Here is a 13,419-nt window from a genome sequence, read left to right as displayed (position 1 = left end):
TTTGATTGCCACCTTCGGCAGCAATCAAAATCGGGTTTGGCTGTTTTTTTGGAGCTGTTTTCGGCAGCTCCAAAAAACAGCTGATAAGAGTTAAAATTATTGTTCTTCGAGGAATTGAATATTAGAAAGCGTCATCCCGCCAGTACCCAATGTACCACCGGAGCTACCGCCTTTTATCACTACCCAGGCTGTATCAGCTTTGGAAAATTCCATATAGCCATTCTTTCCTTTTCCACCGCCATCACAGCCTATTTCAGCGATGTTACCATCGAATGGAATGGAACCGCAACCGGACCATGTATTCATGGCTATGTATTTTGTTCCACCATAATCTTTGCCCTGAACTGGCGCGATGGTGTCACAATATACTTCCAACCAGCTGTTGGTAGCACCGGCACCTTTGATATTAGCAGCAACGGTATAAGGAGTGTGTGCTTTTACCATTACCATCTGGTAGATTGCACCATTGGTATTGCCGGTGTTAGAGAAATTCAATGTACCATTTGTATTGGTGATAGTAGTTTGTGTACCCCCTGTATTCAGGATCGTCCAGTCTGTTGCATTCAGCAAATCTTTTGTGGGTGCATCATTGGCAATCGTGAGTTTCTGTGCAGTAGTGGCATAACCACCATTTGTGAATACGGTGAGTTGAACCGTATACTCTCCTGCTTTAGAGAAATGCAGTGTGTCAAATTCCCCTGTGGCAGTCGTACCATCGCTGATCGTCCAGTTCCAGATAAAGCCTCCTTTGGTAGTAGAAGTGACCACTACCCTATTCGGATTGGACGATATGGGTGTAGCGGTGAAAGAGGCAGTAGGCAAAGCGCCCAGCTCCTTTGTGGATGATTCCGGCGTACAAGCCGGCATAGCGCAGGACAACATCGCTGCCACTGCCAAAGTACCTATATAGCGTTTCATGTAAATCGGTTTGATGTGTTATTTAGTTCCTCCCCATTCTTTGCTTTGTTCCAGCTTTGTATTTTCCAACTCTAACAGTGGAATTGGCAATATCTCATGCTTACCAGCAATAAAGCCACGGCTACCGAGTACGGAAGGTGCTCTGCCAGTACGTACCAGGTCGAACCAGCGATGGCCTTCGCCAGCCAGTTCCAGTCTTCTTTCATTGAAGATGTTGTCATCTGTCGCTTCGATAGCAGTAAGACCTACGCGGGCGCGTACTGCATTCAGCAACTGATAAGCACGGGTACCGGCGCCACCACCTTGTCCTGCTTTCACGAGTGCTTCTGCTTCCATGAGGTACGTATCAGCTAAGCGGATTTCGTACAGATCCTGTGGAAAGTTCAACTCAATATTACCACCACCGGTAGTTTTATTGTAGTTAAAACCAATGAGCTTTTGCAGGAAGTAACCGGTATTTTTATAACCAGGTTCATAGCTGGCAATGCCATTGGCCTGTAAGCTATCCAGGTTGGCAACGGTTGCATTATAACGGGGATCGTAGTGAATGGCATCAAACAGTTCTTTGGTCACTACGAGGAAACTCCATCCTGATACGTAATCAGGGGCACCTGCTTTCAATGCTTTGTAACCTCTTGGGCCCACCATAATGTTCAGCACATTACCTTCTGTACAAGACACGCAATCCCATGAGCCTGCGGAACTAGCTGTAAATGCTACTTCGAAAATAGACTCGCTGTTATACTTGGAACCATTGTCTGACTTCCAGAGATCGGCAAAGTTAGCCAGCAGGTTATAACCATATTTTGAATTGGTGCTACCTGGCACTGTACCATTTACTTCGGCCAGTTCTGTTGCAGCAGCGCTATATTTTTGTTCATAGAGATATACTTTACCTAACAGCGCGTGTGCAGCACCTTTGGTAGCACGACCACCTTCGGTAGCAATAGGTACCTGATCAGGCAGATTGGTTTCTGCAATGGCATCCTGCAGGTCTGTTTCAATTTGTTTGTACACATCTTCAGGAGTCGCCTGCAACACGTTGTACATGTCGCTGGTAGAAACAGGTTTGGTGAAGAGTGGTATATTTTTGAATAAACGTACCAGGTCGAAGTAGAAAAATGCACGGAGGTATTTTGCTTCCGCAGTATAACGGGCTTTGGTCGCTTCGTCCATGGGTACACCAGGGAGCTTTTCCAGCAGTGTGTTTGCACGGAAGATACCAGAGAAACCTTTCTTCCAGAGTTCATCCTGTGGTCCCTGATCAGGTGTGAGAGTATAGTTGGCGAATACCTGGAAAGCGGTTACGTCATTGGCACCACCACCACCTGCATAGTGGTCGTCAGAACCGGCGTTCATGGCACCAACTTTGGTTACATAGTTACCACCCTGCCAGCCTACTACATCATAACAAGCTACCAGCCCGTTGAAGGCCTCAGTCTGATCTTTGTAATAGTTCGCTTCGAGGTCAGTGCCTTTTGGTTTTACTTCAAGGAAACTATTGCTACAGCCGCTCATTATTTGCAGGCCTATAGCGAATGTCAATATATGTGGAATGTATTTTTTCTTCATTGTAATTTGCTTTTATCAGTTTATCAGAAAGTAGCGTTAACACCCAGCATGAAGGATCTTGCCTGAGGGTAGATACCTCTGTCGATGCTGAATACGCCACCTCCGATTTCAGGATCATAACCGGTGTACTTAGTGAATGTGAGCAGGTTTTCGCTCATTACATAAATTCTGAATTTCTCGATGCCCACTCTTTTGGTGATCGTGTTAGGAATGGAGTAACCCAGTTGTAAAGATTTGATTCTGCAATAGCTACCATTTTCCAGATAGAAATCGGAAGGATTGGTAAAGTTTCTGTTAGGATCAGTAGATATCAGCCTTGGATAATCGTTTGTAGAACCTTCGCCAGTCCAGCGACCCAGGGCTTTTGTCTGCCAGTTTGCATTCAGGATATCCAGGCGACGAAGGCCCTGGAAGATCTTGTTGCCAGCGGAACCCTGAATGAATACTACGATGTCGATGCCTTTGTAAGCAGCATTGATGGTACCACCGTAAGTCCAGGTAGGTGTAGGATTACCGAGGAACTGACGGTCAGCTTCTGTGATCGTACCATCACCATCAGTATCTACCCAACGGAAATCACCGGGTTTTGCATCAGGTTGAATTTTACCACCTGCTTTGCTGGTGTAATTATCAACTTCGGACTGGTTCTGGAAGATGCCATTTGTCTTGAAACCATAGAAGCTATTCAGTGGCTGACCAAGGGCGGTACGGGTGATAGGATAGCTGGAAGACTGGAACGTCTGACCACCGGAGAGGTATTTGATACCAGTACCCAGGTTGGTTACTTTGTTAGTTGTATAAGAAACGTTCGCATTTACATTCAGGTCTACTTCGCCTACCTTTTTATGATACCCCAGTTCCAGTTCCACACCGGTGTTCTCCATATCAGCTACGTTCGCAGCAGGGTTAGAGATTGCACCAACGTATGAAGGAATGCGTGGGTTCTGCAAGATGTCTTTAGTCACCTTTTTATACCAGTCGAAAGCGACTCTGAAGTCGTTGTAAACAGTGGCTTCAAAACCAACGTTTGTCTGACTGGTAGATTCCCATTTCAGGTCAGGGTTAGAAGGGGCATTCGGACTGTAACCGATCTGGTAGCTACCGGAATTACCGAAGGCATAGTTTCTGCCGCTACCGATGGTAGACAGGTAGGCAAAGTCACCGATGTTATCATTACCCACCACACCATAGCCACCTCTCAGTTTGAGGAAGTTTACGAGGTTCTGTTGGGGCCAGAAGCCTTCTTTAGAGATATTCCAACCCAGTGAGAAGGATGGGAAAGTACCATACTTGTTATTGGCACCGAAGCGGGAAGAACCATCACGACGTACGATACCTTCAATGAGGTACTTTTCATCGTAAGCGTAATTGACACGGGCAAAGAGGGAAGAGATCCTGTGGTCAGCGCCTTCACTACCGTCAGAAGTACGGTTGTCGGAAGCTACTTTGAAGTTCATGCTTGCTTCTTCAAAAGTGTTAGCAGGCACGTCGTAGAAAGTAACGGTGGTCGCTCTTGTACGGTTGTCCATATAAGCGCCCTGACCTAAGAGGATGGTGAAGGAGTTCTTACGGATATCTTTAGTATAAGAAGCGGTATTTTCTATATTCCATGCAAATCCTGAATTCTGATTACGTGAAAAAGAAGTACGGGAAGAGATGGTAGATGAGTTCAGGTAAGAGATGGGTGTGAAAGTCTCAGATCCCCAGAAGGCGATTTTAGTACCGAGGGTAGAGCGGAGTTTCAAACCTTTAACAGGCACTATTTCCAGGTAGGTATTACCTACGATGTTGTGTGACCAGTTATAGTTACCCAGACGTGTGGAAATATAGGCGAGTGGGTTCGTGATCTCCTGTCCTACAGCGCTGGAAATACCATAAGGATTACCATTCTTATCGCGGCGAATACCGGTATTGGTATAAGGTGCGGCAGCGGCTACAGCAGGATCCGTAATTACGGCAGGCGTAATTGGATCCAGGTTGATAGCGGAACTGAGCGGGCCACCGAATTCGCTGTTGGTATTACCTACACCCAGGGCTTTGTCGTAAGCATAGCCAACGTTTTCGCCGAGGGTTACGTATTTGGACAGTTTGTGTGTAGAGTTCAGACGCAGGTTGATGCGTTCGTATTTAGAGATGTCAGTAGCAACGATACCATCCTGTTTCAGGTAACCGAAAGAGGAATAGAAAGTAGACTTATCATTACCGCCGCTTACACTCACTTCATGGTTTTGGCGCGCAGCGCTGTTGTTGAAGATGAGGGATTGCCAGTCGGTGCCTTTACCTAAAGAAGCAGGATCAGCGTAGACGATGCCATTGCCGGCAGCTACAGAAGCTTCATTACGCAGGGTAGCATATTGCGTAGCATTGAGGAGCTTCAGTTTGCGGGCAGGTTCAGAGTTACCATAGTAACCATTGTAGTTGACCTGCAGGGTACCGGCTTTACCTTTTTTGGTAGTCACGAGGATTACACCCGCAGCAGCACGTGCACCATAAATAGCCTGGGAAGCAGCATCTTTCAATACTTCGATAGATTCGATATCGTATTGGTTTAAGTAACCGATACCGCCATTATCGACCACCACTCCATCAATCACCCAGAGAGGATCGTTGTTATTAAAAGTAGTGAGACCTCTCACACGTACAGTAGCGCTGGAACCTGGCTGACCAGAACCGGCAGCGATGGTAACACCTGAAGTACGGCCCTGGAGGGCACCTTCGAGGCGGGTAACAGGCTGGCTTTCCAGGTCAGCAGCTCTTACACTGGAGATGGCGCCGGTGACAACACTTTTCTTTTGTACACCATAACCAACTACCACAGTTTCGGTGAGGGCAGTCTGTGATATTTTCAGGATAAAGTTCATAGATGACTTAGTCACTGCCCAGTTGACAGGTTCAAAGCCCACAGCGCTTACGATCAGGGTAGAGCCGGGAGGTACCTTGATAGAATAGGAACCTGTACCATCTGTCACAGCACCACTTTTGCTATCTTTTATACGGATGCTGGTGCCGGGTAAAGGGTCACCTTTTTCATCCGTGATACGGCCGGTAACGGTGATAATAGTATCAACATCAGCAGGTTTTGTTTCGGGCAGACTTTTGACAATGATGCGGGAGCCATCCACCACATAGGAGAAGGGCTGATCTGCGAGTGCCATATCCAGGACTTGTCGTACTGGTACGTTTTTAACCTCTATAGTAACAGGATGAGCGGAAGCCAGCAAATCTTCATCATAAATGATGGAAATACCCGCCTGACGTGCTACTGATTTTAACACCTTTTTGAGGGGTGCTTTAGTTTCAGACAGGGATATTTGCTGAGATAATCCTTTTGCGCTGATCTGCAGGCAGGCCACTAGCAACAAAAAGGTAGTCAGTTTCATAACGAGTAAAATTTGACTTCGGAAAACGTGGATTCCGAAATAATTTTTGGTTGATGAGAGCTTCCGGGAATAGGAAACCCTACCACATAAGTTTAAATCCATACTTTTGTAGTGTTTGGGAAATTTGAAATCAATAATTCGTAACGGGATGTTGTTTTCTTTTTGGGCCCAGACATTATTTACCGGGAGTGTTGCAAGCGCTTCCGGTTTTTTTATGTACGGCCACACATGATTAATTTGTTTCTGCTACTTCCATAACGTTGTTTTAGGTTTATGAATGACTGGCGTATTTTACGTGGAATACCAGCCTTATTTGACAGTTAATTTTCTTCCAACAAGTTCGAATACGGGTCCATTTGCTTCCAGCATATGGAGGATGTCAGTGAGGGGAAGGCTTCGGCTGATACGGCCGCCGAGAAGCTTTTCGTTTCCTTTCTGATCGTAATTAATATCTATGTCGTACCACCTGGAGAGCTGTCTTAAGATGTCTGACAGGCGGGCGTTGTCGAATTCAAAGAAGCCGGTTTTCCATGCGATAACTTGTTCTACGTCTGCTTCGCGGATGGTGATCTGGCCCGTGGATGGGTCCATTACGGCTTGCTGACCGGGGAAGAGGCGTTTGTCGTTCACTTTTACGGCTCCCTGTACAAGCGTTGTGTTTACGCTTTTTTCATCTGAATAGGCCATGATGTCGAAGGCGGTACCGAGTACCTGTACTTCCATGTTATTGACCTGGACGATGAAGGGTTGTTTGGCGTTGGGACTGACTTCGAAGTATCCCTGGCCGGAGATGTCCACTCTTCTTTCTTTTCCATTGAAGGAGGTAGGATAGCGGAGGCTGCTGGCGGCATTGAGCCATACATGGCTGCCGTCGGGCAGAATTATGTTGAACTGACCGCCACGGGGAACGGTCAGGGTGTTGTATACGATGGCATCGTCGGTAGCTTTAGCAGCGTATTGCAACTGACCATTTTTTTGGAGTACGGTGGTAGCGCCCTGAAGGATGGTTTGGTTACCGGCAGAGTCGAGGATGACGGTGGAGCCATTGGAGAGGGTGAGGATGGCTTTGTTGGTGCCGGGGGCGACGGAGGTTGTTGCGATTTGAGTGTTCGCGGGTTGGGTGGCAGGTTGTTTAAATATTATTAAGAGGAGTACGGCGGCGGCGATGGAGGCAGCGCCTGCAACGTAATACCAGAGGGTGCGGACTTTCTTTGTAGTAATGGATTGCAGCAGTTTGGTTTCAATGCGATCGGAGATTTCAGCGGGGATTTCCGGCTGAGTGTCGAGGGCTTTTTGAAATTCCTGTTGCATGGTTTTCAACAGCGCACGGTGTGAGCCGGAGGCTTGTAGCCAGGAGTAAAGCTCGGCAGTTTCAGCTGCATTACATTGACCGTCAAGGTATTTTGCTAACAGTTTTTCGTAATGTTCCGTGGTTGTTGACATAAGTTTATATAGGTGTCTATATATATTATCCGGAAATGATAGTTTAGGGTACCTCGGGGGGAAAATATTTTTTAAGATTTTTGGAGGGAGGGTGAGAGGGGATTTTAGGAAGGAGATTTTGGAGGGGTTAGTGGGGGATTTTTCAGGATGGGGTTGATAGTCTTTTTAGGAGAGGATTTAGGGGGCTGCTTTTTAGAGGAGTATTTTAAGAGTGTATTTTAAGAGAGCATTTTTGGGGAGGTGTTTGGGGGAGCTGTTTTTAGGAGTGCTTTTTTAGGAGAGGAGGTTTTGGGCTACGTAAATAGCGACCATGATATCGCCATAGCGATGAACATATTCATAAATAAAGCGCATACCCAGCACCATGTGTTTTTTTACAGCATTGCGGGAGATGCCGAGTAGTTCAGCAGTTTCGTCATAGCTTTTTCCTTCCTGCCGGCAGAGTTGGAATACCCGTAACCGTTGTGGTGGCATTTGGGCCAATGCTTCCTGAAAAAGCCTGTCATATTCTTTGGCTCTGACCATTTGTTCTGGTGTGGAGGAAACGGGTTCATTAAGCTGAGCGAACAGTTGTTCCCGCATAGCCTGGTCGGTGGCCAGTTTGTCAATTGTTTTAATGACGTGGTTACGGGCAATACGATACAGGTATCCTGAAAAAGACAATTGAGGATTTATACGGTCCCTGATTTCCCAGATTTTCAGAAATACGTCATGGACGAGGTCTTCTGCCAGGGAAGGTATTTTGCAAAACCGTAAGAGGTATATGTAAAGAGAAGCGTGATAATGACGGTAGATAGTTGAGAATGCAGCTTCATCTCCCTGCTTCATTTTGATCAGTACTTCTTCTTCTGATGGCATACGATCCATAGTTAAAAATCAAATCGTTTTGGCTCCTGCCCCCGGAGGGTGTAAAGCTAAAGAAAAGATGGGATTGCGGGTAGGGAAAGATTTTTATATAAATTATTTGCACATTTGAAATAAAAGTGCATATATTTGCACCCCCGACACAGAGAAAACGGGGTGTAAGGATCAGTAGTTCAGTTGGTTAGAATGCCGCCCTGTCACGGCGGAGGTCGCGGGTTCGAGTCCCGTCTGGTCCGCTAAGAGGGACTGATTATCTAAATGATGATCGGTCCCTTTTTCGTTTTGGGGTGGATTGCCCAACAGGTGGGCAATCCGTGAGAAAATGTAATTGACTTTAGGAGTTCGAAATGACTCATTTTGGCGGTCGTAGATGATTCCGTCGGGGAAGATGAGAGTTTGGAGTTTTTCTTTTGCACCTGTGTTACTGGAACTCCATACCATAGCGAGATTGGCAGAAAGTGATATGGCTTGGTTTATTACTTTTTCAGGGTTCGAAATACTTCCTGAACATTTTTCCAGTTTGGTGGAAATGAGATTCCGCTCCTTACTATACCGGGAATAAAACTTATCAAATGTTTCCTGCCCTATTTCTTTTAATACATACCTACTTTCCTCCAAGCCGTCGATCTTGTTATCGACCTCCTTTAATTGGGCGGTTAATATTTTCTGTTGTTCAATGTTTTCCCTGTTCATTTCATAATACTCCTCAATAAGTACATTTCTTAGGGGTTCTATCTGACTATCATCCAAACAAAATAGACTTAACAACTGCTCAAATAGTTCGTGCATTCTTTTAGCGCTTTTATTGCATTTACAACCATCCTTTCGGCACTTGTAATACCATAGGGATTTTGCTTTGACTACATATCCTGTAAATGGCTGATTACAGGTATCGCATTTAATGAAGATTTTAAGGGGTACAGCATCTTGTTCTTTTTTGTGTGGTACTCCGTATCCACCCGAACCCTGATGAATGTTATTGACCTTTAAAAAGATTTCAGGGCTTATCATCTTCTCATGGTCACCTTCGACTATTTTACCCTCCAATAGCCCGTGGTTAATCATACCGCAATAGAAAGGCCGTTTAAATATCTTAGTCAACTGCTGCTTATACATTTTTACTCCCATAGCATTCAGTCTGGAAATAATTTCCTCATTCTTCATTCCCTAAGACTTCCAGATAAATGCCTTCTTTATCTTTTTACCTACTTCGTTCACAACAATTTTACGCTGGTCGTTGATCTTCACAATATCATATCCCTGTGGCGGCTTAGTTACCCAAATGCCTTTGTCAAACTTTTCAATCATCCCGGCAACTGCTTTTTGCTTACGCAGCTGATTATCGTACTGACTAAAAAAAAGGTGATATTCTGATGCAATACACCACTAGGATTAGATGTATCTGTGGGCTGAGTTATTGCAAATATGGTAACACCATAATTCTCCCTTAATTCCTCGGCTAATTTAATAGCAGCACCTCCCGTTCGGGAGAAACGATCAAGTGTATAAACCAATATATGGCTCACTTTCCCCTTGCGAGTTTTAATAAAATCCAACATCCGATTAAACTCTTTACGACCATCGGTTTTTGCGCTTTCATAAGTACCTCCGAAGTAACCAATAATACCCAGATTGTTCTTGCGGGCAGATTCTTCGATTGATTTACGCTGAACATCCAGGCTTAGATTATGGTCTGCCTGTTCCTTACTGGATACCCTGGTATATACCACTGCTGCCTGTACGGCTACTTTAACAGGTTTTTTTTTGGAATAGTTCCCAAATTGTTTAAAGCGTTAATAATACTCATGCGGCTAATTTTTCAGGTGTTGGATTAAGATCTACAACTGGTGTCTCAATGGGTTTTGAGTGGTTAACAGATAGTAGAATCCTCGCAAATATTTTAAGTATATTTAAAATCTCAGGATCTGATATATTAAGGCTTTCAGTATTTTCTGATGGTTCAGTAAACTCAGTGTTGCACATAGGAAGAAATTGAAATGAAAAAATAATACTCATAATGTAATAGGGAGTATAAACTTAGTTACACTCCCTATTGCGGATATTAATATTCATCCTCGTCATCATCTTCATCTTCATCACTGTTATCAGCTATCATATCCTCTATCTTATGAATAACTTTCCTGTCTTGTTTACTATACTGTAATTCAAGACTGATTGTATCTTCATCGTTATCTACTTCCATGATAGTATGCTCAAGTTCGTGTTCGCAAATTAAACTGCATACTTCCAGCACAATATTGGCCGGTATGTCAAATACCTGTCTTGTGAGTTTAGTCATAGTTTTTTTTCTACAAATCTACCACCGTCGAAAAAGGCAATGTCCAGGTTATGTCGTTTTGTGTAGTTTTATGTCGAATTTCCCCAAATTATGTCGAAATTTCTTAATTAGGTGGCAGTGTCAGAGTTAGTACTCCTGGAGCAGTGGCGGCCCTGACCGGGCAGATTACTGCCAGTAAAAACGGGTATCTATATGTATATATCAGCAATGAAAGCAATACAGATATTTATTTCGATGATCTGGTTATTCAACATAAAACAGGTCCTTTATTACAGGAGGAAGCATACTATCCTTACGGTATGCAGGTTACAGGCCTGAGCAGCAAAGCGCTGGGCAGGATGCAGCATAATTTCCTGTATAACGGAATCGAACAAATAACAGATTTTGAGCTTGATCTTTATGATGCCTTTTATCGGACTTTTGACCCTCAGTTGGGCCGCTGGTTACAGATTGATCCGGTAGCCGCCAAGTATGCTGCAATGTCAGGGTATAATGGTATGATGGATAATCCGGTGAATCTTAGTGATCCAATGGGTGATGATACACACGGAGATGATCCACCATGGTGGTTGAAGATGTTGATGAATACGCTGGATGAACAAAGCATTGCTAGTCAGAAAGGGGGTAGCTGGTTAAATCCGGTTGAAGTCTCTGCAAAGAAAGCGTCTGTCAATTCTATCTCTTATACATCGGATTATAGTAACGTACACTTTGTAACTGAGGGATATGAGCAATTGGTGGTGCAAGTGGTGGCTCGTCATGAAGGAATTCCTCAGATCAACATGTTGCAACCGCTGAAGATTAGTCAGCCAGTTAAAGTGCCAGCAAGCGGAGAATTTTGCAGCAGCAACTCGAACTGCAAGGAGAGGGCTCAAAATGGAAGATATTATGTTGGGTATATCAATACGCATGGAAAATAAGGGAATGATTGAAATGGTAGGGAATGCTAAAATTTGGGGTGTAAAAGGAATGAAAGAAGGTGCTTTTGTAAGGCATATTTTTTCCATAGAGCTTCCCCTAGATGCAAGGGGAAAGCTTGGTGGCTTGAGACAAGTTATGGAATTTCTAGAACAGGAAGCGAGAGCCGCTCACGCTTCAAGGCTGGAAATATATGGCTATTCTGTATACGCGCCCGCATTTAGGTATAGCGAGCAAATGGCGTCAAAATGGGCAAAATTTGGAGTAATCCAGGAAGCCATAACTGAAGGAATTAAGATGACAAAGATTTTAATTTTTTAACTTTATGTAATGAAAAGAACAGAACAAAAACCTCATCTTATTCTAAAAAAATTTAATAATAGTGGTGGCGAAGGTGAGTTGACAAAAATAATAACGGAAGAAAATGAAAGCAACTATGCGTTACAGCTTAAAGGACTTCCCGAGGATGAAAAAGGCCTGGTTATTTACAAAAAAGATGAAGATAATTGGGTATTAATTACTAAGAGGAGAATCAGGTTTGCCCGAAATGGAGAAGGCCATGAGATTATGGTTGCAGATTTCGATGACGGACATTTTTGCTGGGATAGTCCTGAAGCCCGTAGAAGTCAGTTTATACTGACAGATATGGAAAACAATAAATATCTACTTGATTTGGAAAAAGGGAATGCCTTTTCATCAATGACAAGCGTTATGTTTTTTATGGCACAACAGTAATAGAATAAGATTTCGTAAAGTAGAAGGTGTCCCATTAGAGAGTGTTAAATTAACTGTGTAAACTATCGTTCTTAGATTTGAAGATTGCATCTTTCCTGACCAAAACTGTTAATAAATTGTAATAACATATTGGGCCATTCCCTTTGGGGCATGGCCCATTTTTTTGTGCCTGCATCAGACTTAAATACACCACTTTTTCTACAGCCTGGTCGTTTGGTAAAATGGATCTCGCTTTGGTATACTTCCGAATACCCCGGTTGACATTTTTAATCAGGGTAGTTGTATATATGATCTTTCTGATGCCTTCAGGGAACCCAAAAAACGTAGATAAATCCATTCGCCAGCATTTTTCAAAGATTCTATTACTGCTGCGGCGGAACTGGAATTGGCTCTGAATAAATTTAGCTAATAAAAGCATGGATTTTAGATAAATCTGCCATAAACAGGTTTGAATATTGTCCCCGGTAGCCCGCAAGCTTTAAAGCCTTCAAGTCGAATGATTTGAAGGCTTTTTTATTTGACTACATTCGCGTCCCTTCAACGACGTGTAATAAACTATCATTTATACACTCCGTAAAAGTATTAGAGTATACCTGAGCAAAAGCATTGCTACGCCCCAAGGCCAACCGACAAGGTATAGCATGTTTGCCATTAAAATGGCCAACTTTAGAGATAATCAACTCTCCCGGTATTAAATATATATTAGGCTGTCCTGTACCACAGAGCCACTCTTCACACAATTTCTTATTCACCTTTACCCATTGTCCACGGCTATTCAGCATCTCTCTGTGCATTTGGCTCACACTGAAGGTAATCCCCAATGACACTGCTGTATCGCACAGATTACGTATAATGATCGTTGAAGCATGATAGTAATGATTTGAGTCACAATAATGGTCAATGAATCTTTCTTTATTAAGATATTCCAACGATTCGCATGCAGGAAATGAAGTATCAACTTGTACGGATACATTAGATGTTGAATATCTGAAAATGCAATATGCTGGGGACTCTTTGAACCTGCATTCCCCGCGCCGCCAATAACGCGTTCCAATATTGATAGTATCTTTCGAAGGCCCAAGGTAATAGATTGGAAATCCGTCATCCTCAAAAGATTGTAAATACTCATTGGCACTATGGGAAGTATCTTCAAGTGTAAATTCTCCTGTATGAAAGAAACTGACTGGTATAGGCTTGCGGAAGCAAGAGGAGAACAGCAGTATAAATAAAAGTATAATTCCTGTTCGCATAATCTTTTCGATATAGATGTTTGTAATCGGCAATTACAAA

The 13,419-nt window shown here is 43.6% G+C and carries 12 protein-coding genes, 1 tRNA gene and 1 pseudogene; 4 read left to right on the top strand and 10 right to left on the bottom strand.

Features of this window, described 5'->3' with window-relative positions:
• Positions 1 to 96: 96 nt before the first annotated feature.
• The 5 genes from BW716_RS29960 to BW716_RS29940 all read right to left on the bottom strand — a co-directional run bounded on the left by BW716_RS29960 (position 97) and on the right by BW716_RS29940 (position 8,171).
• Positions 97 to 918: a PKD domain-containing protein gene (locus BW716_RS29960; RefSeq protein WP_083729756.1), complete on the bottom strand. Its 822-nt coding sequence runs from the start codon at positions 916 to 918 to the stop codon at positions 97 to 99.
• Between the two features lie 18 nt (positions 919 to 936).
• Complete coding sequence (locus tag BW716_RS29955; protein ID WP_083729755.1) at positions 937 to 2,490, bottom strand: RagB/SusD family nutrient uptake outer membrane protein; 1,554 nt, start codon at positions 2,488 to 2,490, stop codon at positions 937 to 939.
• A 23-nt stretch (positions 2,491 to 2,513) separates the two neighbouring features.
• Positions 2,514 to 5,870, bottom strand: coding sequence for a TonB-dependent receptor (locus tag BW716_RS29950; protein ID WP_083729754.1), 3,357 nt, complete (start codon positions 5,868 to 5,870; stop codon positions 2,514 to 2,516).
• A 309-nt stretch (positions 5,871 to 6,179) separates the two neighbouring features.
• Positions 6,180 to 7,313 (bottom strand): FecR domain-containing protein, encoded by a 1,134-nt coding sequence (locus BW716_RS29945; protein WP_083729753.1) that lies wholly within the window; start codon positions 7,311 to 7,313, stop codon positions 6,180 to 6,182.
• 273 nt (positions 7,314 to 7,586) lie between these two features.
• Positions 7,587 to 8,171 carry an RNA polymerase sigma factor gene (locus BW716_RS29940; RefSeq protein ID WP_179091333.1) on the bottom strand — a complete coding sequence of 195 codons (585 nt, stop codon included), beginning with the start codon at positions 8,169 to 8,171 and terminating at the stop codon, positions 7,587 to 7,589.
• Between the two features lie 168 nt (positions 8,172 to 8,339).
• On the opposite strand from BW716_RS29940, the gene BW716_RS29935 reads away from it, so the two are divergent.
• A tRNA-Asp gene (locus BW716_RS29935) sits at positions 8,340 to 8,413 on the top strand.
• A 748-nt stretch (positions 8,414 to 9,161) separates the two neighbouring features.
• Here the strand turns inward: BW716_RS29935 and BW716_RS39245 are convergent.
• From BW716_RS39245 to BW716_RS29920, 4 genes and pseudogenes are all read right to left on the bottom strand, one after another.
• Positions 9,162 to 9,341, bottom strand: a pseudogene (locus tag BW716_RS39245) (recombinase family protein); the annotation flags it as partial.
• A gap of 3 nt (positions 9,342 to 9,344) precedes the next feature.
• Positions 9,345 to 9,485: a hypothetical protein gene (locus tag BW716_RS37150; protein WP_179091332.1), complete on the bottom strand. Its 141-nt coding sequence runs from the start codon at positions 9,483 to 9,485 to the stop codon at positions 9,345 to 9,347.
• A complete protein-coding gene (locus BW716_RS29930; RefSeq protein WP_083729751.1) occupies positions 9,482 to 9,907 on the bottom strand; it encodes a recombinase family protein in 426 nt (141 codons plus the stop codon). Before BW716_RS29930 ends, BW716_RS37150 begins: the two co-directional genes overlap by 4 nt.
• 332 nt (positions 9,908 to 10,239) lie before the next feature.
• The gene (locus BW716_RS29920; RefSeq protein ID WP_083729749.1) at positions 10,240 to 10,476 is read right to left on the bottom strand and encodes a hypothetical protein; all 237 of its coding nucleotides are present in this window, start codon (positions 10,474 to 10,476) and stop codon (positions 10,240 to 10,242) included.
• Positions 10,477 to 10,619: 143 nt separating this feature from the next.
• On the opposite strand from BW716_RS29920, the gene BW716_RS29915 reads away from it, so the two are divergent.
• From BW716_RS29915 to BW716_RS29905, 3 genes are read left to right on the top strand one after another with little or no spacing between them, the layout of a single operon-like run.
• On the top strand, positions 10,620 to 11,396 hold the full coding sequence (locus tag BW716_RS29915) for an RHS repeat domain-containing protein (RefSeq protein WP_083729748.1): 777 nt from the start codon (positions 10,620 to 10,622) through the stop codon (positions 11,394 to 11,396).
• Positions 11,386 to 11,715: a hypothetical protein gene (locus BW716_RS29910; RefSeq protein ID WP_083729747.1), complete on the top strand. Its 330-nt coding sequence runs from the start codon at positions 11,386 to 11,388 to the stop codon at positions 11,713 to 11,715. The genes BW716_RS29915 and BW716_RS29910 overlap by 11 nt, the downstream gene beginning before the upstream one ends.
• A gap of 9 nt (positions 11,716 to 11,724) precedes the next feature.
• The gene (locus BW716_RS29905; protein WP_083729746.1) at positions 11,725 to 12,129 is read left to right on the top strand and encodes a hypothetical protein; all 405 of its coding nucleotides are present in this window, start codon (positions 11,725 to 11,727) and stop codon (positions 12,127 to 12,129) included.
• Positions 12,130 to 12,178: 49 nt separating this feature from the next.
• On the opposite strand, the gene BW716_RS39240 is transcribed toward BW716_RS29905, so the two are convergent.
• The gene (locus tag BW716_RS39240) at positions 12,179 to 12,547 is read right to left on the bottom strand and encodes a transposase (protein ID WP_083729745.1); all 369 of its coding nucleotides are present in this window, start codon (positions 12,545 to 12,547) and stop codon (positions 12,179 to 12,181) included.
• Positions 12,548 to 13,419 lie beyond the last annotated feature (872 nt).

The sequence above is a fragment of the [Flexibacter] sp. ATCC 35208 genome, assembly GCF_001975825.1.
Taxonomy (GTDB): domain Bacteria; phylum Bacteroidota; class Bacteroidia; order Chitinophagales; family Chitinophagaceae; genus Chitinophaga.
Note: the sequence above shows the minus strand (reverse complement) of the source record. Positions and strands in the feature narration are given on the sequence as shown.

What these genes read in the sequence shown, in the direction of transcription:
- BW716_RS29960 (WP_083729756.1), bottom strand. Translation starts at nt 918, where the DNA reads ATGAAACGCTATATAGGTACTTTGGCAGTGGCAGCGATGTTGTCCTGC.
- BW716_RS29955 (WP_083729755.1), bottom strand. Translation starts at nt 2,490, where the DNA reads ATGAAGAAAAAATACATTCCACATATATTGACATTCGCTATAGGCCTG.
- BW716_RS29950 (WP_083729754.1), bottom strand. Translation starts at nt 5,870, where the DNA reads ATGAAACTGACTACCTTTTTGTTGCTAGTGGCCTGCCTGCAGATCAGC.
- BW716_RS29945 (WP_083729753.1), bottom strand. Translation starts at nt 7,313, where the DNA reads ATGTCAACAACCACGGAACATTACGAAAAACTGTTAGCAAAATACCTT.
- BW716_RS29940 (WP_179091333.1), bottom strand. Translation starts at nt 8,171, where the DNA reads ATGCCATCAGAAGAAGAAGTACTGATCAAAATGAAGCAGGGAGATGAA.
- BW716_RS37150 (WP_179091332.1), bottom strand. Translation starts at nt 9,485, where the DNA reads ATGATTGAAAAGTTTGACAAAGGCATTTGGGTAACTAAGCCGCCACAG.
- BW716_RS29920 (WP_083729749.1), bottom strand. Translation starts at nt 10,476, where the DNA reads ATGACTAAACTCACAAGACAGGTATTTGACATACCGGCCAATATTGTG.
- BW716_RS29910 (WP_083729747.1), top strand. Translation starts at nt 11,386, where the DNA reads ATGGAAAATAAGGGAATGATTGAAATGGTAGGGAATGCTAAAATTTGG.
- BW716_RS29905 (WP_083729746.1), top strand. Translation starts at nt 11,725, where the DNA reads ATGAAAAGAACAGAACAAAAACCTCATCTTATTCTAAAAAAATTTAAT.
- BW716_RS39240 (WP_083729745.1), bottom strand. Translation starts at nt 12,547, where the DNA reads ATGCTTTTATTAGCTAAATTTATTCAGAGCCAATTCCAGTTCCGCCGC.